Here is a 21,204-nt window from a genome sequence, read left to right as displayed (position 1 = left end):
ATGGAGAGAAACATGACCGAACTCGAATTCAAATCGCTGGCCCAGCAAGGCTACAACCGCATCCCCCTGATCGCGGAAGCCTTCGCCGACCTGGAAACCCCGCTCACCCTGTACCTGAAACTGGCGCAGACGCAGCAAGGCGGCAAGAACACCTTTTTGCTCGAATCCGTCGTCGGCGGCGAACGCTTCGGCCGCTATTCCTTCATCGGCTTGCCCGCCACCACCGTGCTGCGCAGCCATGGCAGCCGCACCGAAATCATCAAGAACGGTGCCGTGATCGAAGAGCACGAAGGCAACCCGCTCGACTTCATCGAACAGTACCAGTCGCGCTTCAAGGTGGCCCTGCGCCCTGGCATGCCGCGCTTCTGCGGCGGCCTGGCCGGCTACTTCGGCTACGACACGGTACGCCACATCGAGAAAAAACTCGCCGGCGGCGCGCCGAAAGACGACTTGAAACTGCCCGACATCCAGCTCATGGTGACGGAAGAACTGGCCGTCATCGACAACCTGTCCGGCAAGCTGTACCTGATCGTCTACGCCGATACGACGCAGCCCGAATCCTTCAGCAAGGCGCGCCAGCGCCTCAAGGACCTGCGCATGATGCTGCGCCGCGGCGTCGACGCCCCCGTCACCAGCGCCTCGGTGCGCACGGAAACCATCCGCGATTTCTCCAAGGAAGACTACCTGAAGGCCGTCGCCAAGGCCCACGAATACGTGATGGCGGGCGATTTGATGCAGGTGCAGATCGGCCAGCGCATCCGCAAGCCGTATGTCGATTCGCCGCTGACCCTGTACCGCGCCCTGCGTTCGCTGAACCCGTCGCCGTACATGTACTTCTATAATTTCGGCGACATGCAGATCATCGGCGCTTCGCCCGAGATTTTGGTGCGCAATGAAAGCCTGGCGGACGGCGGCAAGAAAGTGACCTTGCGCCCCATCGCCGGCACCCGCCCGCGCGGCGCCACGCCCGAGCGCGACGCCGAACTGTCGGCCGAACTGCTGGCCGACCCGAAAGAAATCGCCGAGCACGTGATGCTGATCGACCTGGCGCGCAACGACATCGGCCGCATCGCCGAAACGGGCAGCGTGCACGTCACCGACCGCATGGTCATCGAAAAATACTCGCACGTGCAGCACATCGTCTCGAACGTGGAAGGCAAGCTGAAAGAGGGCTTGTCGAACCTGGACGTGCTGCGCGCCACCTTCCCGGCCGGCACCCTGACAGGCGCGCCGAAAGTGCGCGCCATGGAAGTGATCGACGAACTGGAAATCACCAAGCGCGGCATCTATGGCGGCGCCTGCGGCTACCTGTCGTTTGGCGGTGAAATGGACGTGGCGATCGCCATCCGCACGGGAGTGATCAAGGACGGCATGCTGTACGTGCAGGCCGCGGCCGGCATCGTCGCCGACTCGGTCCCTGAAATGGAATGGCAGGAAACCGAAAACAAGGCGCGCGCCGTACTGCGCGCCGCCGAACAAGTGCAAGATGGCCTGGATGGGGAGTTTTAAGATGCTGCTGATGATCGATAACTACGACTCCTTCACCTACAACATCGTGCAGTATTTCGGCGAGTTGGGCGAAGACGTGCGGGTCTACCGCAATGATGAAATCACGATCGAACAGATCGAGGCGCTGAACCCGGACCGCATCTGCATCTCGCCCGGCCCGAAGGCGCCAGCGCAGGCGGGCATCTCGGTGGCAGTGCTGAAGCACTTCGCCGGCAGGAAGCCGATCCTCGGCGTGTGTCTGGGCCACCAGGCCATCGGCGAAGCGTTCGGCGGAAAAGTCATCCGCGCCAAGCAGGTCATGCATGGCAAGACTTCCCTCATCGCGCATACGGGCGTGGGCGTCTTCAAGAACTTGCCCAGCCCCTTCACAGTGATCCGCTACCACTCTTTGGCGATCGAACGCGCCTCGCTGCCTTCCTGCCTGGAAGTGACGGCGTGGACGGACGACGGCGAAATCATGGGCGTGCGCCACCGGGAATACGATATCGAGGGTGTGCAGTTCCACCCCGAATCGATCCTCTCGGAGCACGGCCACGCCCTGCTGAAGAATTTTCTCGAGCGCTGATACCCCGCGCACGCCACGGCGTGCCATCAGTGTCCTCCTGCGCCATCATTGAAGAAGGAAGCATCATGCCGATCACCCCACAAGAAGCCCTGCTGCGCTGTATCGAACACCGCGAAATCTTTCACGACGAAATGCTGTACCTGTTCCGCCAGATCATGTCCGGCGACATGTCGCCCACCATGATCGCGGCGCTGACCATGGGCTTGCGCGTGAAAAAGGAAACCATCGGCGAAATCGCCGCCGCCGCGCAAGTGATGCGCGAGTTTTCCACCAAGGTGCCCATGGCCGACACCACCAACCTGCTCGACATTGTCGGCACGGGCGGCGACGGCGCGCACACATTCAATATTTCCACCGCCTCGATGTTCGTGGCCGCCGCCGCTGGCGCGCGCGTGGCCAAGCATGGCGGGCGCAGCGTGTCGTCCTCGTCCGGCAGCGCCGACGTGCTGGATTCCCTGGGCGTCAACATCAACCTGCAGCCCGAGCAGATCGCCCAGTCGATCGCGCAAACCGGCATCGGCTTCATGTATGCGCCCAACCACCACGCGGCCATGAAGCATGCGGCGCCCGTGCGCCGCGAACTGGGCGTGCGCACGATTTTCAATATCCTCGGCCCCCTGACCAATCCCGCCGGCGCGCCGAACATTCTGATGGGCGTGTTCCACGCCGACCTGGTCGGCATCCAGGTGCGCGTGCTGCAGCGCCTGGGCGCGCAGCATGCCATCGTCGTGTATGGCCGCGACAACATGGATGAAGTGTCGCTGGGCGCCGCTACCATGGTCGGTGAACTGGTCAACGGCGAGATCCGTGAATACGAAATCCACCCGGAAGACTTTGGCTTGCAAATGATCGCCAGCCGCAACCTGAAAGTGGCCGATTCCGTGGAATCGAAAGCCAAGATGATGGAAGCGCTGCGCGGCGAGCCCGGTGCGGCCAGCGACATCGTCGCCCTGAACGCGGGCACGGCGCTGTACGCGGCCGGCGTGGCCAGCTCGATCGAAGATGGCCTGGCGCGCGCGCGCACTGCCGTCAGCTCGGGCGCCGCGCTGGCGAAACTCGCGCAATTCGTGCAGGTGACGCAGCAGCTGGGTACCCCGACGCACGCGTAATCTCTCCGCCCTCCTTGATAGAATAGCGACCATCATGTCCGACATACTCGATAAAATCCTGGCCGTGAAAGCCGATGAAGTGGCGAAGGCGAAAGCCCACCGCAGCCTGGCCAGCCTGCGCGGCGACGTGGAAAGCGACAGCGCCCTGCGCGCCGATCTGCGCGGCTTCGAGGCGAGCCTGCGCCAGCACATCGCCGCCGGCAAGCCCGGCATCATCGCCGAAGTCAAGAAGGCTTCGCCGTCGAAAGGCGTGATCCGCGCCGATTTCCGCCCGGCCGATATCGCCGCCAGCTATGCCGAACATGGCGCGGCCTGCCTGTCCGTGCTGACGGATGAACAGTTCTTCCAGGGCTCCGTGGCATACCTGCAGCAGGCGCGCGCCGCCTGCGCCATTCCCGTGCTGCGCAAGGACTTCATGGTCGACATGTACCAGATCTATGAAGCGCGGGCCATGGGCGCCGACTGCATCCTCCTGATCGTCGCGGCGCTCGACCACGGCCTGATGGCGGAGATGGAAGCGTGCGCCCACGAACTGGGCATGGGCGTGCTGATCGAAAGCCACGATGGCGAAGAACTGACGGCGGCCCTGAAGCTCAAGAGCGCGCTGATCGGCATCAACAACCGCAATCTGCGCACCTTCGAAACGTCGCTGGAGAACACCATCGGCCTGCTGCCGCGCATTCCGCAAGACCGGTTAATCATCACGGAGTCGGGCATCCACAGCACGGCCGACGTGCAGCGCATGCGCGCAGCCGACGTGCACGGCTTCCTCGTGGGCGAGGCGTTCATGCGCGCGCCCGACCCCGGCGTGGAACTGCAACGCCTGTTCAGCTAAGAAGTGCTAGTCTGACGGTCATGAGACAGCTATTGACCGTCCTTGCCGTTGGCGCGCTGCTGGCGGCGTGCCAGAAAGCGCCGGAACCGCGCGTGCGCATGCCCGCCGCGGTCCCTGCCGCGCCGCTGGCGCCCAAGGCCATCGCCCCCGCTGCCACCATCGATGCCTACAAGCTGCAGGTGGCACGCCAGATCATGGATGCCAATACCCAGTTCACCTTCAGCGGGCGCCTGCCGCCCATGCTGCCGGCCATCGTCGTGCTCGACCTGAGCGTCGGGCGCGATGGCACCCTGAAAGGCGTGCGCGTGCACCGTTCGCGCGACAGCGACGCATCGCGCGCGGCGCTCGCTGCCGTGCGGCGCGTGCCCGACGCCTTCCCGCCTGCCGCGCAATTGATGCGCAGCCGCGACAAGACCCTCGATTTCTCCGAGACGTTTTTATTCAACGACCAAAATCGATTCCAGCTGCGGACACTGTCCGGACCACAGTAACCGGCCCGCTCGCATCGACTTCGATGCGGTCGCGGCCATTTTCCTTGGCCTGGTACAGGGCCGCATCGGCGCGCGACAGCAGTTGATCCAGCTCTTCCTGCGCCGACGCCTGGCAAGCCACGCCGATACTCACGGTGCAGGCCGGCAGCCCGCAGGCATTCGGTTCGCGCAGCAGGGCGCGGATGCGTTCGGCCACGCCCAGCGCACTGTGCGGCGCCATGTCGGGCAGCAGCACGACAAACTCCTCGCCGCCGAAACGCGCCACGCAATCCGATTCGCGCAGCGCGCCGCCGATGATGGTGGCCACGTGCGCCAGCACCTTGTCGCCCGTCGCATGGCCGTAGCGGTCATTGATCGACTTGAAGAAATCCAGGTCGATGCTGAGCAGGGTCAATGGCTGGCGGTGGCGCGGCAGGTTGGCTTTTTCGCGCTCGTACACGTCGCCGAAACCGCGCCGGTTCAGCACCTGCGTCAAGGGGTCGTGCGTCGAGCGGCGTTCGAGTATGGTCTGCAGGCGCCGCGTCGCCACCGTCATGAAGCCCACCGTCAGCAGCAGCGCCATGAAGTTGGCCGCCGCCAGGTAGATGCTGGCCAGGGTGCCCGTGACCGTCAAGTCCACGCTGGCACCGCCATGCAGCAGGGCCGACGCGCCACGCACCAGCACCACCACCGCCTGCAGCAGCATCAGGCAGCCAAAGAACAGACTCGAGAAATGACGTTCGCCATGGCGCAATACCAGCTGTGCCTGGCGCGCGTAGAAACAGAAAACCACGAGGGAAAAGACCGTCACCCTGCGCGAAAAATCGGGCGTGGCCAGCAGCCACCAGGCGATGCCGACCGTGCCAAGCGCGCAGGCAAGCGCATAGAAGCGCAGGCTGGGCGGGCGCTCGTAGAATTTTTCCGTGCCCAGCATGGACAGGCCGATGCCCAGCATCAAGGTCACATTCGCGCCCAGCAGCGCCACGGCGTCGGGCCAGGTGCCGCGCATGCCAAACAGGAATGACGCGCACACCAGCAGCAGCAAGCCGGCCGCCCAATGTCCCAGGCCATGCACCTCGCGCCGGAAACTGCGGTACACGGAAAACATGACGATGCTCATCGCCCCGCACATCAGGGTAGTCATCAACATGATGGTGCGGGGATCGAGGGTTTCCACAGTCGTGTGAAGCCTAAAAAATCAATGAAGCAATTTTAGTTCAGTTATGGAAAATTTAGTTCAGTCAGGGCAAAATATGATGTAGTTGTTTCAACGGAGCAAGCTCCTTCTGCGCCACCTCGACGCGGTTGCGTCCCAGTTGCTTGGCGCGATACAAGGCCTTGTCCGAGCGCAGCAGCAAGCTGTCGAGCGTTTCGTCGCGCGCCGCCTGGCAGGCGATGCCGATGCTCAGCGTATAGGCCGGCAAGCCCGGTTCGGGACGCGGCTGGCGCAAGGCATCCTGGATGCGCTGGGCCACCAGTTCGGCGCGCGCCTGCGGCGTATCGGGCAGCAGGACGACGAATTCCTCGCCGCCGAAACGCGCCACCGCATCGCTGTCGCGCAAGGCCCCGCTGATCACCCCCGCCACGTCGACCAGCACGCGGTCGCCCATGGCATGCCCGTGCCGGTCATTGATGGACTTGAAAAAGTCCAGGTCGATGCTCATCAGAGCCAACGGCTGGCGCGCGCTTTCCCTGGCGTGCCATTCGGCGAAACCGCGCCGGTTCAGCACGGCAGTCAGCGGGTCGCGGTTGGAGCGCTGTTCAAGCAAAGCCTGCAGGCGGCGCGTGGCCACGGTCATGAAACCGACGGGCAGCAGCAAGGTCATGAATGCCGTGACGGCCAGATACAGGCTGTGATACGGGCCGCCGTGCAGGATATCGTTGCCGGCGCCGCCGTCCTGCAAGGCCGATACGCCGCGGTGCAATACCGACAGCGATTGCACCAGGGTCAGCATGCCGAAAAACAGCGTTGCCACCTGCCGCTCGCCATGCCGCGCGATCACCAGGAATTGCGTGGCGTTCAACACCAGCATCAGGAAGGAAAACATCGCCACGCGCATGGCGAAATCGGGCCACAGATACAGCCAGCACAGCATGACCAGCAAGCCCAGCAGCCAGACCAGGTGAAACAGGCGCCAGCTCGGCCGCACGCCATAGAAGCGCTGCGTGCCGATCAGCAGCATGCCGGCGCCACACAGGAAGATGGAATTGGCGACAGGCAACAAAATGCCGGGCGGAACCATGCCACGCAAGCCGAACAGCATGCTGGAGACCACCAGTCCCAGCATGCCGAACACCCATTCGCGCAAGCCCTGCACCGTCGATGGAAAGCTGCGCTGCGCGGCGAACAGCACCACGCACATGGCAACCGCCATCAAGGTTGACATCAGGATAATAGTATTGGGATCAAGTTTCACGAGGGACACGGTACGGTGAGCGGACACATCGCGCTGCGCATGCCGACAGGCACGAGAGTTCGTGCGGGAAATTGTACCGTGAAAAACAGCCGGGAAACCGCCGGCAGGGCAAATCTTGCGCATCGCACAAGCTGCCCTGCCGGCAGGAGCAACGACCGTGCCTTACACGGCGCTAGGACGCTTCGGTCCCGTGGCTTTCTTCGGCGCCGGCAGGATGGTCAGGCTGACGCCGGGCGCGCGGTCGCCCTGCAATTCGGCGCTGAACGTCATCAGCTCGTCGCGCCGGAAGGCGTGGATCGCCACCGTGGCGCCGACCGCGTAACGGCCCAGCAGGGTGTCGAGGGTGGCCGGATTGCCCGCCACGCGCAAGCCGTCGATGGCCACCAGCACGTCGCCCGCCGACAGGCCGGCCAGATGGGCCGCGCCGCCCTGGTGCACCTGCGCCAGCTTGGCATCGTTGCCGTCGCGGCCCAGGTTGACATCCAGGCTAGGTTTTTGCGCCTTGCGCACATCGCTGTATTTCACGCCGAACGGCGCCAGCAGGCGCGCCAGCGGCACGTCGTCCGTGCCGCGGATGTAGCGCTCGAAGAACGGCTTCATGCGCATGCCGGAAATCTCGTCGAACAGGGCTTCGACTTCGGCCGGCGTCACGCCGCGGCCCTTGCCCTTGTAGAAATCGCGGCCATAGCGCTGCCACAAGGCCTGCATCACGTCGTCCAGCGATTTTTCGCCATGCGTCTTGCTGCGCAGGGTCAGGTCGAAGGCCAGCGCGATCAGCGAACCCTTGGTGTAGTAGCTGACGATGGCGTTCGGCGCGTTTTCATCCTGGCGGTAGTACTTGCCCCAGGCGTCGAAGCTGGAATCGGCCACGCTCTGCTTGGTGCGGCCGCTGCCGCGCAGGACGCTGTTGACTGTCTTGCCCAGCAGCTTGAAGTAGGCTTCCTCGTCGATCAGGCCAGCGCGCACCAGCATCAGGTCGTCGTAGTAGCTGGTGAAGCCTTCGAATAGCCACAGCAGCGGCGAGTAGCTTTCCGCCTGCAGGTTGTAGGGCGCGAAAGCGGCCGGCTTGATGCGCTTGACGTTCCAGGTATGGAAGTACTCATGGCTGCACAGGCCCAGGAATTTCAGGTAGCCGTCGCCGATGTCCGTGCTGGTCGATGCCGTCGTCGGCAAGTCGGCGCGGGCGCAGATCAATGCCGTCGAGGCGCGGTGTTCCAGGCCGCCATATCCGTCGCCGACGGCCATGGTCATGAACACATAGCGGTCCATCGGCGCTTTTTTGCTCTTTGGCTCGAAGAAGGCGATCTGCGTTTCGCAGATGGCTTTCAGGTCGCGGCACAGGCGATCCAGGTCCAGGTTCGGCACCTTGCCCGTGACGACGATATCGTGCGGCACGCCGTGCGCCTTGAAGGTGGCCAGCGCGAAGTCGCCCATCTCCACCGGGTGGTCGATCAGCTCGTCGTAGTTGGCCGCCTGGTAGCTGCCGAAGCCGTAGCGCTTGGCTTTCAGTTCCGGCAAGGTGGTGGCCACTCTCCAGCTCTTGCAGGCCGCATCCTTCGGCTGCACGATGTGCACTTCATGGGCATCGGACTCCTGGCCCAGCACGCGCAGGAACACACTGGTGCCGTTGAAGAAGCCGTGGTTCTGGTCCAGGTGGGCGGCGCGCACGGACAAGTCCCAGGCATACACATCGTATTCCACCGTCAAGGGGCCCTTGCAGGGAGCGGCTTGCCACGAGTGCTTGTCCAGCTTGGCCAGGGCCACGGCCTTGCCTTCGGACTCGGCGCGGATGCTGACGATGTTGCGCGAAAATTCGCGGATCATGTAGCTGCCCGGGATCCAGGCCGGCAAGGCAAACACCTGGCCGATGGCGGCCGGCGCCTTGACCGTCAGGGTGACCTTGAACATGTGGCCAGCCAGGTCCGCGGCGGCGATGCTGTAGATGATGCCGGCGGCGGGCGCCCTGGCGATGGTTTTCTTGATCGGTGCTTTCTTCATGTTTTCCTCGTGTCTGGCATGTCTTCCCGGGAGCGCCACTGCCCCGCCTTACAAATCGTCAGGTGTATCGATGTCGCGCAGGATGCCGCCATCATCGACGGCCACCTCGCGCACCGCATGGCTTTGCACGATGCTGCGCGCACCCTGGTCGCCGTCCAGCGCCAGCAACAGCGGCAAGTGGACGGCGCTGAACGCGACAGGATTGCCGCGCCGGCCCTGGAACACGGGCACCGCGATGCGCGCGCCATCGGCAATGGCGTGCGACAAGGCGGCGATTGTAGCCGGTTCCACACCAGGCATGTCGCCCAGCGCGATCAGCCAGCCCGGCGCGCCGCGCACATGGCCGATGGCGCAGGTCAGCGAAGCGGCCATGCCCGTGTCGGCGTCATGGCAGACGCGCACTTCGCAGCCCAGCGCGCCGAGCGCGCGCGCCACCTGCGTGTCGTCGGCGCGCACCACGGCCAGCACGCGCGGCAAGGCGGCCAGCATGTTCGCGGCGGCCGCCACCACCACCGGCAAACCCGCGTGCGGACCGTCCGGCAATGGCTGCAATAATTTGTTCTGCACGCCGGAAGGGTCGAACCTGCGTCCCCTTCCGGCTGCCAGCAGGATGCCGACCGTGCTCAAAAGACCGCTGCCGTCATGCCGCCGCCAGATCAAACGGCAGCTTGCGCAGGCGCTTGCCCGTCAGGGCGAACAGCGCGTTGGCAAACGCGGGGGCCAGCGGCGGCACGCCCGGTTCGCCCATGCCCGTCGGCGCATCGCCCGACGGCACCAGGTGCACTTCGATGACCGGCATGTCGGGCATGCGCGGCACGGGGTAGTCGCCGAAGTTCTGCTGCTCCACCACGCCATCCTTGAGCGTGATGGCGGCGCCGGGAATCGTCATGCCCAGCGCCATCAGCGCCGCGCCCTGCACTTGCGCCTCGATCGTCAGCGGATTGACGGCCAGGTTGCAATGCACGCCCGCCCACACCTGGTGCAGCTTGGGCGCGCCTTGCACCACCGACGCCGTCACCACGTAGGCGACCACGGAATTGAACGATTCATGCATGGCCACGCCCCAGGCCTGCCCTTTCGGCAGCTTCTTCCTGCCGTAGCCGGACTTGGCCACGGCCAGGTCCAGCGCGGCGATGTGGCGCGTATGCTTGGCGTCGATCAGCTGCTTGCGGTAGGCGACGGGGTCCATCTTCGCCACGTGCGCCGCCTCGTCGATCAGGGTTTCCATGACAAAGGCCGTGTGCGTCGAGCCGACGGAGCGCCACCACAGCACGGGCACGTTCGCCTTGGCCGTGTGCACGGACAGCTTCATCGGCAGGGTGTACGGCTCGCCCATGCCTTCGACCATGGTGCCGTCGACGCCATTTTTCACCATGAAGGCTTCGAACGGCGTGCCGGCCATGATGGACTGCCCCACGATGGTATGGTCCCAGGCCAGGATCTTGCCCTTGGCGTCAAGGCCCAGCTGCGCGCGGTGCACGTGCGACGGCCGGTAGTAGCCGCCACGGATGTCGTCCTCGCGGCTCCACATCAGCTTCAACGGCCCGCTCTTGCCGGCCGCCCGATACGCCTTGGCGACGTTGACGGCTTCGACCACGTAGTCGGACGACGGCACGGCGCGCCGGCCAAAGCCGCCGCCCGCCATCATCGTGTGCAGGGTCACCTGTTCGGGTTGCAGGCCGGACGTGGCGGCGATGGCCGCCTGGTCGCCCGTCTGGAATTGCGAGCCGACCCACATGGTGCACTTGTCGGCCTGCAGGTCGATGACGCAGTTGAGCGGCTCCATCGGTGCGTGCGCCAGGTACGGGAATTCGTAGACGGCGTCGATTTTCTTCGGTGCCTTGGCCAGCGCGGCGACGTCGAATGCGCGCGCCACCGTGCCCGGCGTCTTTGCCAGCGCCTTGAAGTCCGCCAGTTGCTTGTCGCTGCTGACCTTTTCCACGGCACTGGTGTCCCAGTCGATCGCCAGCGCGTCGCGGCCCTGCCTGGCCGGCCAGTAGCCAGTGGCGATGACGGCCACGCCGCTGCCGCCACGGTCGGTCTTCACTTCCAGCACGTCGAGCACGCCGGCGATGGCCTTGGCCTTGCTGGCGTCGAACTTCGCCACCTTGCCGCCGAAAACGGGCGGACGCGCCACCATCGCCACCTTGGCGCCGGGCGGCTTGAAGTCGATGCCGAACTGCTGCTTGCCAGTGGACTTGGCGGCGGCGTCCAGGCGCTTCACCGGCTTGCCGATGATGGAAAATTCGCGCGGGTCCTTCAGCTTGACCGTGGCGGGCACGCTCTGGCGCATGGCCGCGTCGGCAAATTCGCCATACGTCGCCTTTTGCCCGCCGGGGCCGTACAGCACGCCCTTGGCGGCGCGCACCTGGTCGGGGCTGACTTTCCATTGCGCGGCAGCGGCAGCCACCAGCATCGCGCGGGCCTTGGCGCCGATTTCGCGGTACTGGGTGAACGAATGGGCGATGCTGCCCGAGCCGCCCGTCATCTGCATGCCGTAGGCGGCATCCTTGTACTGCTCGCCGGCGGGCGCCAGGGCGCCATGCACCTGTCTCCAGTCGGCGTCGAGCTCCTCGGCGATCAGCATGGGCAGGCTCGTTTGCACGCCCTGGCCGAATTCCAGCCGGTTCACCTGCACCGTCACCGTGTTATCTGGGGCGATGTGCAAAAAGGCGTTCGGCGCGTACACGGGCTTGGCGGGAGCGGCATCGGCCGCCTGCGCCAGCTTGCCTGCGCCAGGCAGGAAAAAGCCCAGCATCAAGCCGCCGCCCGCGACCGCGCCGGCCTTCATGAAACCGCGCCGCGACACGCCATCGGCCACCGGCGCCGCCGCCAACGCCGCGCCCAGGGTCACTCCGCCATGCTGCAGTGCTTCCTGATTCAACCATTCGATGCGCATGTCGCTCTCCTCAGGCCAGGGTCTTGGCCGCGTCCTTGATGGCTGCGCGGATCCGTTGATAGGTGCCGCAGCGGCAGATATTGCCGCTCATGGCGCCGTCGATGTCGGCATCGCTGGGCGACTTGTTGGTGCGCAGCAGCGCCGTGGCGCTCATCACCTGGCCGCTTTGACAGTAGCCGCATTGCGGCACGTCGTGCTGGACCCACGCGGCCTGCACTGCCTTGCCCACCTGGTCGTTTTCCATCGCTTCGATGGTGGTGATCTTTTGCGCGCCGACGGAGGAAATCGGCGTGATGCACGAGCGGATGGCCTGGCCGTCGAGATGCACCGTGCAGGCGCCGCACAAGGCCATGCCGCAGCCGAATTTGGTGCCCGTCATGTTCAGGTTATCGCGCAGCGCCCACAGGATGGGCGTGGAAGGATCGGCGTCGACCTGCGTGTCGCGTCCGTTGATGTTCAAGGTAATCATCTGCTGCTTCCCCTTTTTTGGATTGTTATTGAATCTACAAACAACACTCGATGATACGACAGCGGAAAAAATGCAAAAAAAAGCGCGCCTTGCGAGGGCGCGCCGTCCAGCCTTCCTGGCGACAGCCCGGATTACTTGATGGTGGAGAGTTTCTGTTCCAGCGTCTTGGTATCGATGGCGCCCGGAATGCGGCTGCCGTCGGTAAAGAAGATGGCAGGCGTGCCGGAAACGCGCAGCTGCTGGCCCAGCGCCAGGATTTTTTCATGCGGGTTGGCGCAATTGGCGGCCACCGTGGCCGGCGCTTTACCGTTCAGCATCCAGTCATCCCAGGCCTTGTTGCGGTCTGGCGCGCACCACACATTGCGCGACTTGACGATGGAATCGGGCGACAGGATGTTGTACATGAAGGTGTAGACGGTGACGTTGTCGATTTCCTTCAGCGCGGTCTGGCGGAAGCGCTTGCAATAGCCGCAGTTCGGGTCTTCGAACACGGCGATCACGCGCTTGCCATTGCCCTTGACGGTCTTCATGGCCGAATCGAGCGGCAGGTCGGAGAACTTGATGCGGTTCACTTCGTCCAGGCGCACCTTGGTGAGGTCTTGCGAGGTCTTGGCATCGAAGACGTGGCCAACGAACAGGTATTGCGCATTCTTGTCCGTGTACAGGATGTCGCCACCCGTGCGCACTTCATACAGGCCGCCATACGGGGTTTCCTTGACCGAGTCCACCTTGGCGCCTTCGCCCAGGCGCGGCTCGATCAGCTTCTTGATGCCCGCTTCCGTCGGCGTTTCCGCGCCGGCGCACGACATCATCAGGCCCGAGGCCAGTACCAATGCGATTCTGCTCATTTTCATCACTATCACTTCTCCACTTATAACGCCCGGCCGAACTGGCATGGAGCCCGGCGCCGTTACCTCTTTAACAAAACGATCGCCGCAGACGAGCTGCGGCGACCTTGAATTTTCACACCTGCCATTATCCGGCGATATCTTAAGATCTACTGATGTCCGAGCGCGTGGGAGATCATTTTCCGCTTCAGCGCCGGTAATTTATCCAGCAAGTTTAATCCCAAATTGCGAACCACGCGCAGCGGCTCCAGATCGGCACCGAACAGACGCGCCAGACCATCGGTGGCCAGCTGCATCAGCAGCACGTCTTCCTTGCGCGCGCGCGCGTAGCGGGCCAGCACGCGTTCGTCGCCGATGCCGCGGTGCGCTTCGCGTTCGCCGATCGTCCTGACCAGCTGCGCCACGTCGGCGAATCCCAGGTTCATGCCGTGGCCGGCCATCGGGTGCACCACATGGGCGGCGTCGCCCACCAGGGCCACGCGCGGCGCCACCATGGCGTGCGGGCGCATCAGGGTCAGCGGAAACGCGCGCACCAGCTCCGGCTGCAGCGGCGTGAGCTTGCCCAGCTTGTCATGGCAGTAGGCGGACAGGCGGGCGGCCAGGGCCTCGGCCGGTTCGGACATCAGGGTATCGGCCAGCGCATCGGGTGCCGACCAGACCAGCGAGACGCGCTCGCCCGGCAGCGGCAGCAGCGCGACGATGCCTTCGCTGCCCGTGAACCACTGGTGCGCCGCGCCATGGTGCGGCTTTTCACAGGCGAAGTTGCTGACCACGCCGCGCTGCCCGTACGGGCGGTAATCGAGGCCGATGTCGCACTGGCCGCGCACCCACGACTGGGCGCCGTCAGCCCCCACGACGAGGGCGCAAGTGATGGTGTCGCCGCCATCGAGATGCACGATGGCCGCATCATCCGTCCATTCCAGGCGGCTGGCGCGGCCCTGCACCACGTTGACGTTCCGGGCGAATTTCAGGGCGGCGTCCAGCGCCTGCCCCAGGTTGCGGTCTTCGACGATCCAGGCCAGCGTGCCCACATGGGCGCCATAGGCGTCAAAACCGAGTCCGCCCGCCTGCGCGCCGTCGCCATTGACCAGCATGGCGTCGACGGGCGCCACCCGGTCTGCGTCCAGGGCACCCCACACCTTCAGCGACGACAGCAGCTGGTGCGCCGTGTGATTGAGCGCATACACGCGCACATCCCAGCTGGGCTCGACGGGCTTGACGGCTGCCGCGGACGTGGCTGCGGGCAGGCTGGCCGGGCATAGCAGGGTGACGCTTTGTCCTGCCTGGGCAAACGCCAGCGCCGTGGTTTTCGCGATGGCGCCATTGCCGACGATGCAAACGTCGCTGTGGTGATGCATGAAGCGCCGCATGGTGGGGGAGTTGGGACTGTTCATGGGGCCATTATAGCGTTTGCCCCATGCTTTTCAGATAGTCCGGAAGTACAGGACGCATGCCCCAGGTCAAGCGGCGCCATGAAACACGGGCAGCACATATTCCGCGATTTCCTGCATCGTCTCGCCCAGCGGGCGGCGGTTCTGCCGCAGCTGCAAGCCGATATGGCGCACGCCGGCGTCGCGCATGGCCGTCAATTCCGCGACCAGGCCATCGCGCCCAGTGCGCCCGCCGAAGCGCAAGCGCTGCAGCGGCAGGGACGGATCCTCGTCCAGGTCCAGGTGGATGAAGCTGACGTAGGGTTTCTCTTCCCCGGCGACGGCGCGCCATTGGGCCGAACGCCGCGCATGGTCCTGCGGCGTGCCCGGATAGGCGAGCCAGCCATCCATCTGCGCGCCTATCCACGCGGGCGACTGCTGCGCCAGCCCCGCCACCAGCAGCGGCAACGGTGTCGCTGGCCTGGGCAGCAGGCGGATGCCGGGCGGCAGGCGCGTCCCGCCCCAGTCGCGCAGCATGGCCACCTGCTCGCGGAAGGCGGCGCCGCGCTGCTCGAAATCGCGGCCAAAGACGGGATATTCGACGGGCCGGTCGCCGCTGGCCACGCCCAGCAGCAAACGCCCGCCGCTCAGCTGGTCCACGCTGGCCGCCGCCTTCAAGGTGAGTACGGGTTCGCGCAGGGGCAGCACCACGGCGGCCGTGCCCAGCAAGATGTTTTGGGTAATGCCGGCCAGGTAGCCCAGATACGTAAACACCTCGAAGACCTGGGCCGCATCGCCGAACGACGGGTCATATAAAGGCACGTCGCGCAGCCACAGCGCGCGGAAGCCCAGGCGGTCGGCCAGCCTTGCCAATTCCGCATGCTGTCGCATGTCCGGTTCGCCCGGCACGCGGACGGACGCCGCATTCGCCTGGCGACCCGTCGACGACCAGTCATTATCGAGCGGCAGTTCCAGGCCGATGCTGAACCCGCCCTGCCCCAGCTTGGTCATGGCGCCCATCTCAATCCCACTGCGGCGCCAGGCCGTCCGGATTGGCCAGGCGCTCGCCGCGCTCCAGGGTGGCCATCTGCGCCATTTCGTCCGGCGACAGCGCGATGCGCTGGAAATGCAGGTTCGCTTCCAGGTTGGCGCGCTTGGTCGACGACGGGATGACGGCAAAGCCCTGCTGCAGCGACCAGCTGAGGGCCACTTGCGCCGGCGTCACGCCGTGTCTGGCCGCAATGGCCGCGATCACGGGATCGGCCATCACCTTGCCATACGCGAGCGGCATGTAGGCCGTGATGTGGATGCCCTGGCTGCGCGCGAAATCGATGACGCTGCGGTTTTGCAGGAAGGGGTGGATCTCGATCTGCTGCGTGGCGATTTCCGACGCGCCCACCGTAGCAATGGCTTGCCGCAGCTGCGCGTTGGTGAAATTCGACACGCCGATGGCCTTGGTCAAGCCCTGCGCCTTGGCTTCCGCCAGCGCCGCCATGGTCTCGGCGACGGGAATGGCGTCCTGCGGCGACGGCCAGTGGATCAGGGTCAGGTCCAGCTGTTCCAGCCGCAGCTTGCGCAGGCTGTCCTTCAGGCTGGGAATGAGTTTGTCGCGCTGCAGGTTCTCGATCCAGATCTTGGTGGTGACGAACAGTTCATCGCGGGGGACGGCGCTGGCGGCGATGGCCTGGCCCACTTCGGCTTCGTTGCCGTAGATTTGCGCCGTGTCGATATGGCGGTAGCCCACGTCAAGGCCCGTGGTGACGGAGTCGATCACGACCTGCCCCTGCAGGCGGAAAGTGCCCAGGCCGATTTCAGGGATGGCGATAGGGATGGTGGTGGCATTCATGCGGCAGTCCTCTCAAATACATTTCGATGACCACACTATGCGCCCATCCTTTGTTGAGAAAAATACCGCTTATCTCAAATCATATTTGCCCTGAAAGCAAATAACTAGCCGACGCGGCAAGAAATCCGGGAAAAGTCGCCGCCAGCTCTTGCATTCGCGTTTTGGTCTGCTATAATTCGCCACCTTGGCCTGGTAGCTCAGTCGGTAGAGCAGAGGATTGAAAATCCTTGTGTCGGTGGTTCGATTCCGCCCCGGGCCACCAAGAATATGTTTTACGTTCAAAAACGCCACCTTCGGGTGGCGTTTTTGTTTGTGCAGCATTTGTATTTCACGCAAAAGCGGGCCGTTGCCGGCCCGCTGCAATTTCCCTCCCGGCGCACCCGGCAGCGGGCACCCTCCTCTTACCACATCAAATCATCGGGAATCTGGAACGCCGCGTACGGATCATCCTCGTCCACTTGCGTGCTGGCCTGCTTGACGCGCACGACGATGGCGGGGTCGCGCTCGGCGATCTTGTCGGCGATGATGCGCGGCACCAGTTCCACGGCACCGCCGAGGCAGACGATCACCAGGCGGCCCGCCACCAGGTGGGCCTGCACGGCGGCCGTCACGTAAATGCGCTCGATCTTGTTATTAAAAGTGAAATTGTACGGCACGTCGCCGTTATTACCCTTGCTCTGGCGATTCTTCTGCACCATCTGCGCGATCTGCGCGACGATGGCTTTCTGGTTCGCGGCCGCGTCGCGCTGGGCGTTCAGTTCGCGGGCCCGCTCGGCATTCTTGCGCTGCGTCTCGAGCGCGGCCAGGCGCACTTCGTCGACGCTTTGCGTGCCGCTCTTGCGCTCGTCCTTCTTTTGCTTGCTCTTGTCCTGGTTGGCCAGCTTGACCTTTTTCTTGTCGACCAGGCCGGCCTTTAAAAACTGCTCTTGCAACGAGACCATAACTACTCCGTATTGAGGGTGCGCCGGCCAAGGCAGCGGCATCGGCCGGTGGAAAGACGCAAGCATAGCAAAAAACGGCTCGCCAGCGCCCTTTTCAGGCCGTGCCGGCGCAAAAACACCCTACTTCAAAAACACATCATGCACGGGGGCAAAATGCGCGTGCAGGGGCAGGTAGGCAGCGCCGCTGACCTTGGCGTCAGGGCCGATGGCGCCGGCGAGCACCTCGGGGCGCACCACGCCCTGCCATTCGTAGCGGGCCATGGCCGATTCCACCGCGCCAAGCAGGCGGGCGAGGAAGTCGCGCGCGATGGCGCCGTCGATGATGACGGCCTGCATGTCCAGCAAACACGCCGCGCCCAGCACGGCACAGGCGATGGCGTCGGCCGCCCGGGCGATCCACGCGTCCGTCAGCGCCAGCCATGGCGCCTGCAGCGCGCGGCCGTCCGCGCTGGCCGTCTCATCCAGTCCGGCCTGCGCATACGCTTGCTCCAGGCCAATCAGCGACGCCACGTCGAGCAATTGCGCGGGCGGCGCTTCTGCGTCCATTCCCCTGCCGGCCAGGCCCAGCGGCAGCGAACCGAACGCGCCCGCATTGCCGAAGCGGCCCGCATGGGGCTGGCCATCGAGCACCAGCCCGCCGCCGATCAGGGTATCGATGAAAACATAGGCATAGCTGCGCACGTTGCGGCCCTGTCCCGCCACCAGTTCGGCCACGCTGGCCGCCGCCGTATCCTTGGCAAACTCGAGCGGCAGCGCCGTCAACGCCTTCAGCCGCTCGTCCATGCGCAGCTGGCTCCAGGCGGCCGCGTCGCCGGCCGGCATGCCCAGCAGTTCGTGCCATCCGCCGAATACGAGTGGGGCGGAAACACCGATGCCGTTCAGGCGCCGCGCCTTGTCCGGCCCCAGCAAGTCCTCGATGGCGCGCAGCTGCACGGCGATTTCCGCAAACACCTGTTCCACGTCCGGCGTCGCATACGCCAGGGTGCTCAGGTGGCGCGGCTGACCCGTGAAATCCATCAGCATGACTTTCAGGCGGCGCCGGCCGATCTGGATGCCGATGGAAAACGCGCCGTCCGGATGCAGGGCGATCGGCTGCGATGGCTGCCCCACCCTGCCGCGCAGCGAATCGCGCTTGACCACCATGCCTTCGGCCAGCAGGCGGTTGATGATGACGGACACCGTCTGCGTGCTGAGCCTGGTCAAGCGCGCCAGGTCCGCCTTGGGCATGGCGCCGTGCAGGCGGATGGCGCGCAGGATCACGCGTTCATTGAATTCGCGCATGCCCAGCTGGTTCGAGCCCAGGGTGCGCAGGAGTTGCGCGCTGCTCTCGGCGGGTGGATTGGCGGGCGCTGGGGCGGGGCGTGCAAACATGGCAAGGGCCGTTCTGGCAAGTGGGATGAAGGCGAGATGCCGGGCGATACGGGTAGTTTTTCCGGTGTTACCGAAAGTCTGCAGTATAATTTGCCTTAATTAATAAATCAATTTGATTTACTTAATCGCCAGACCCACCCCGCAGACCACCGCGATACCATCCAATGGCCGCCGGCTTCCCGCCCGCGGCATCCTGGTTGGCCCGCGATTGAATGAAAGGTGTTTCCATGCATTTCGACGTCAACTATCTCGGCTACCTTGCCGCCTTTTGCACCACCGCCGCCTTCATCCCGCAAGTGCGGCAAGTGTGGCGCACGCGCTCCGCCAGCGACATTTCCACCGGCATGTACCTGGCCTTCTGTTTCGGCGTAAGCCTGTGGCTCGGCTATGGCATCCTCATCGGCGCCTGGCCACTGGCCATCAACAATGGCGTGACCCTGCTGCTGGCATCGAGCGTACTGCTCATGAAATGGCGCTTCGCCAGGAATAACGCCGCCTGACTCTGGCACCTCGCTCGACTCTTCCGCCTCACTGATATTTGCCGGCCGTCACGCCGCCGGCGGACACCCCCTATAAAGGATGCCCCATGCGCGATCAACCCGCCTCCCTGTGCGACGCCACCCTGCCCAGCCTGTCCACCAGCCATCCCGCCCTGGCCCTGCCCGCCTATGCGCGCGGCGCCCTGACGCCCGGCATCGCGCACATCGGCGTGGGCAATTTCCACCGCGTCCACCAGGCCGCCTATATCGACCGCTGCCTGCACCTGCCCGGCCATGCCGGCTGGGCCATCAGCGGCATCGGCCTGGGCGACGGCACGGGCGCGCGCGCCAAGGCCGAAGCCTTCCGCCAGCAGGACGGCCTGTATGCCGTCACGCAATTTGCCGCCGACGGCAGCAGCGCCTCGCGCGTCATCGGCGCCATGGTCGAATACCTGCACGCGCCCGGCGATCCGCAAGCCGTGCTGCGACGCCTGGCCCACCCGGCCACGCGCATCGTCTCGCTGACGATCACGGAAGGCGGCTATAACATCGATGAAGGCAGCGGCGACTTCATGCTCGATACGCCCGACGTGGCCAGCGACCTGGCGGGCCACGCGCCGCGCACGGCCTTCGGCTACATCGTCGAAGCGCTGCAGCGGCGCCGCGCAGCCGGCTTGCCCGCCTTTACCGTGCTGTCGTGCGACAACCTGCGCCATAATGGCGACACGGCGCGCCATGCCGTGCTGTCCTTTGCCCGCGCGCGCGACGCGTCGCTGGCGGAGTGGATCGCCAGCCACGTCGAGTTCCCCAACAGCATGGTCGACCGCATCGCGCCCGGCATCTCGGCCGGCGACCGGCAGCGCCTGGCCAGCCTGACGGGCGTGCACGACCTGCAGCCGGCCATCGGCGAGCCGTACACGCAATGGGTGCTGGAAGACCGCTTCAGCAATGGCCGACCGGACCTGGCCGCCGCCGGCGTCGAACTGCGCGGCGACGTGCATGCCTACGAGGCCATGAAGGGCCGGCTGCTGAACGCGGCGCACATGCTGCTGGCCTATCCGGCCATCCTGCTGGGCTATCGCCTGGTGCCCGAGGCAATGGCCGACCCGCTGCTGCACCAGTTGCTGAACCGTTTCATGGAAAGCGACGTCATCCCTCACCTGGATGGCCCCGAGGGCGTGTCGCTGTACCGCTACAAGGACAAGGTGCTGGAGCGCTTTGCCAATCCCGCCGTGGCTGACCAGCTGCTGCGCGTGGCCCACGATGGCGCGGCAAAGATTCCCGTCTTCCATGCGCAAACCATGGGCCAGCTGCTGGGCCAGAATGCCAACCTGGAGCGCACGGCCTTCCTGCTGGCCTGCTATGCCGGCTACCTGGGCGGCAACGATGAGCAGGGCCAGGCGTTCGAGGTGAAGGAACCGCGCCTCGACGGGGCCGATCTGACGCTGCTGGCCGGCACCGATCCCCTCGCACTCCTGCACACCAGTCCGTTTCGCGGCCTGGGGCTGGCGGACAACGCGGCCCTGCGCAGTACTTACCTGGCCATGGTCAACGCCATCGATGGCCAGGGCGTGCGCGCCACCTTGCGCATGATGCTGTGAGACATTGCAGGGCGGGCAGCTGCCCGGTAACAAAAAGACACACTCAATTGGAAATTTTGTTGATAAATGTCATATAGTTAGTTACGTTTTGCATATCGGCATTTCCGTGCCGAGTGCATGCCCCTTCCCTCGCCTGCGTCTAAAGGATTTGCCATGAAACAATTAATCGCCCTCTGCATCGCCGCCGCGCTGTCCGCAACCGCCTTTGCCGCCGCGCCGGAAGCGGCGCCTGCCGCCAAGACGGCGCAACAGTCGAAAATGACCACCTGCAATGCGGACGCCGCCGGCAAGAAAGGCGACGAGCGCAAGGCCTTCATGAAGGATTGCCTGAGCGCCAAGCCAGCACCGGCCATGACGCAGCAAAACAAGATGAAGATGTGCAATGCCGACGCCAAGGACATGAAAGGCGATGCCCGCAAGGCCTTCATGAAGGAATGCCTGAGCGCGCCAAAGAAATAAGCGCCGCCAGCCAGCCCC

General features: G+C 64.9%; 20 protein-coding genes and 1 tRNA gene. 9 read left to right on the top strand and 12 right to left on the bottom strand.

Annotated elements, in window-relative coordinates; all coding sequences use genetic code 11:
* Positions 1-12 precede the first annotated feature (12 nt).
* The 5 genes from trpE to ACZ92H_RS28170 all read left to right on the top strand — a co-directional run bounded on the left by trpE (position 13) and on the right by ACZ92H_RS28170 (position 4,509).
* Positions 13-1,509, top strand: a complete 1,497-nt coding sequence (trpE, locus tag ACZ92H_RS28190; RefSeq protein ID WP_131376028.1) for an anthranilate synthase component I — start codon at positions 13-15, stop codon at positions 1,507-1,509.
* Between the two features lies 1 nt (position 1,510).
* Entirely contained in the window at positions 1,511-2,074 is a 564-nt protein-coding gene (locus ACZ92H_RS28185) for an aminodeoxychorismate/anthranilate synthase component II (protein WP_131376025.1), read from the top strand.
* 65 nt (positions 2,075-2,139) lie between these two features.
* Positions 2,140-3,183: an anthranilate phosphoribosyltransferase gene (gene trpD / locus ACZ92H_RS28180; RefSeq protein ID WP_131376022.1), complete on the top strand. Its 1,044-nt coding sequence runs from the start codon at positions 2,140-2,142 to the stop codon at positions 3,181-3,183.
* A gap of 34 nt (positions 3,184-3,217) precedes the next feature.
* Positions 3,218-4,018, top strand: coding sequence for an indole-3-glycerol phosphate synthase TrpC (gene trpC / locus ACZ92H_RS28175; RefSeq protein WP_465051832.1), 801 nt, complete (start codon positions 3,218-3,220; stop codon positions 4,016-4,018).
* Between the two features lie 32 nt (positions 4,019-4,050).
* On the top strand, positions 4,051-4,509 hold the full coding sequence (locus tag ACZ92H_RS28170) for an energy transducer TonB (RefSeq protein ID WP_465051831.1): 459 nt from the start codon (positions 4,051-4,053) through the stop codon (positions 4,507-4,509).
* Here the strand turns inward: ACZ92H_RS28170 and ACZ92H_RS28165 are convergent.
* From ACZ92H_RS28165 to dkgB, 10 genes are all read right to left on the bottom strand, one after another.
* Positions 4,460-5,638, bottom strand: coding sequence for a GGDEF domain-containing protein (locus ACZ92H_RS28165; protein WP_465051830.1), 1,179 nt, complete (start codon positions 5,636-5,638; stop codon positions 4,460-4,462). The two genes, ACZ92H_RS28170 and ACZ92H_RS28165, sit on opposite strands and share 50 nt — an antisense overlap.
* A 91-nt stretch (positions 5,639-5,729) precedes the next feature.
* Positions 5,730-6,875 carry a GGDEF domain-containing protein gene (locus tag ACZ92H_RS28160; protein WP_465051829.1) on the bottom strand — a complete coding sequence of 382 codons (1,146 nt, stop codon included), beginning with the start codon at positions 6,873-6,875 and terminating at the stop codon, positions 5,730-5,732.
* A 192-nt stretch (positions 6,876-7,067) separates the two neighbouring features.
* Positions 7,068-8,903 carry a M61 family metallopeptidase gene (locus ACZ92H_RS28155; RefSeq protein WP_465051828.1) on the bottom strand — a complete coding sequence of 612 codons (1,836 nt, stop codon included), beginning with the start codon at positions 8,901-8,903 and terminating at the stop codon, positions 7,068-7,070.
* 48 nt (positions 8,904-8,951) lie between these two features.
* The gene (locus tag ACZ92H_RS28150) at positions 8,952-9,530 is read right to left on the bottom strand and encodes a nucleotidyltransferase family protein (RefSeq protein WP_465051827.1); all 579 of its coding nucleotides are present in this window, start codon (positions 9,528-9,530) and stop codon (positions 8,952-8,954) included.
* A 13-nt stretch (positions 9,531-9,543) separates the two neighbouring features.
* Positions 9,544-11,802 carry a xanthine dehydrogenase family protein molybdopterin-binding subunit gene (locus ACZ92H_RS28145; RefSeq protein WP_465051826.1) on the bottom strand — a complete coding sequence of 753 codons (2,259 nt, stop codon included), beginning with the start codon at positions 11,800-11,802 and terminating at the stop codon, positions 9,544-9,546.
* 10 nt (positions 11,803-11,812) lie between these two features.
* The gene (locus ACZ92H_RS28140; protein ID WP_131375988.1) at positions 11,813-12,271 is read right to left on the bottom strand and encodes a (2Fe-2S)-binding protein; all 459 of its coding nucleotides are present in this window, start codon (positions 12,269-12,271) and stop codon (positions 11,813-11,815) included.
* A gap of 131 nt (positions 12,272-12,402) precedes the next feature.
* A complete protein-coding gene (locus ACZ92H_RS28135) occupies positions 12,403-13,125 on the bottom strand; it encodes a DsbC family protein (RefSeq protein ID WP_131375985.1) in 723 nt (240 codons plus the stop codon).
* A gap of 143 nt (positions 13,126-13,268) precedes the next feature.
* Entirely contained in the window at positions 13,269-14,513 is a 1,245-nt protein-coding gene (locus ACZ92H_RS28130; RefSeq protein WP_465051825.1) for an FAD-dependent oxidoreductase, read from the bottom strand.
* 66 nt (positions 14,514-14,579) lie between these two features.
* The gene (locus tag ACZ92H_RS28125) at positions 14,580-15,509 is read right to left on the bottom strand and encodes a TIGR03571 family LLM class oxidoreductase (protein WP_465051824.1); all 930 of its coding nucleotides are present in this window, start codon (positions 15,507-15,509) and stop codon (positions 14,580-14,582) included.
* A gap of 1 nt (position 15,510) precedes the next feature.
* On the bottom strand, positions 15,511-16,335 hold the full coding sequence (gene dkgB, locus ACZ92H_RS28120; protein ID WP_465051823.1) for a 2,5-didehydrogluconate reductase DkgB: 825 nt from the start codon (positions 16,333-16,335) through the stop codon (positions 15,511-15,513).
* Positions 16,336-16,521: 186 nt separating this feature from the next.
* On the opposite strand from dkgB, the gene ACZ92H_RS28115 reads away from it, so the two are divergent.
* Positions 16,522-16,597: transfer RNA gene (locus tag ACZ92H_RS28115), tRNA-Phe, on the top strand.
* Between the two features lie 139 nt (positions 16,598-16,736).
* Here ACZ92H_RS28115 and ACZ92H_RS28110 read toward each other — a convergent pair.
* Positions 16,737-17,276 carry a DUF2058 domain-containing protein gene (locus tag ACZ92H_RS28110; protein WP_070223805.1) on the bottom strand — a complete coding sequence of 180 codons (540 nt, stop codon included), beginning with the start codon at positions 17,274-17,276 and terminating at the stop codon, positions 16,737-16,739.
* A 120-nt stretch (positions 17,277-17,396) separates the two neighbouring features.
* The gene (locus ACZ92H_RS28105) at positions 17,397-18,647 is read right to left on the bottom strand and encodes an ROK family transcriptional regulator (RefSeq protein ID WP_465051822.1); all 1,251 of its coding nucleotides are present in this window, start codon (positions 18,645-18,647) and stop codon (positions 17,397-17,399) included.
* A gap of 227 nt (positions 18,648-18,874) precedes the next feature.
* Here ACZ92H_RS28105 and ACZ92H_RS28100 point away from each other — a divergent pair, with 227 nt between their 5' ends.
* From ACZ92H_RS28100 to ACZ92H_RS28090, 3 genes are all read left to right on the top strand, one after another.
* On the top strand, positions 18,875-19,147 hold the full coding sequence (locus ACZ92H_RS28100) for a SemiSWEET transporter (RefSeq protein ID WP_131375973.1): 273 nt from the start codon (positions 18,875-18,877) through the stop codon (positions 19,145-19,147).
* Between the two features lie 86 nt (positions 19,148-19,233).
* Positions 19,234-20,727 carry a mannitol dehydrogenase family protein gene (locus ACZ92H_RS28095; RefSeq protein WP_465051821.1) on the top strand — a complete coding sequence of 498 codons (1,494 nt, stop codon included), beginning with the start codon at positions 19,234-19,236 and terminating at the stop codon, positions 20,725-20,727.
* Positions 20,728-20,880: 153 nt separating this feature from the next.
* Entirely contained in the window at positions 20,881-21,186 is a 306-nt protein-coding gene (locus ACZ92H_RS28090; RefSeq protein ID WP_131375967.1) for a PsiF family protein, read from the top strand.
* The last annotated feature ends 18 nt before the right edge of the window (positions 21,187-21,204 follow it).

This window comes from Janthinobacterium foliorum, assembly GCF_978021625.1.
This window is presented reverse-complemented; position numbering and strand designations above follow the sequence as displayed.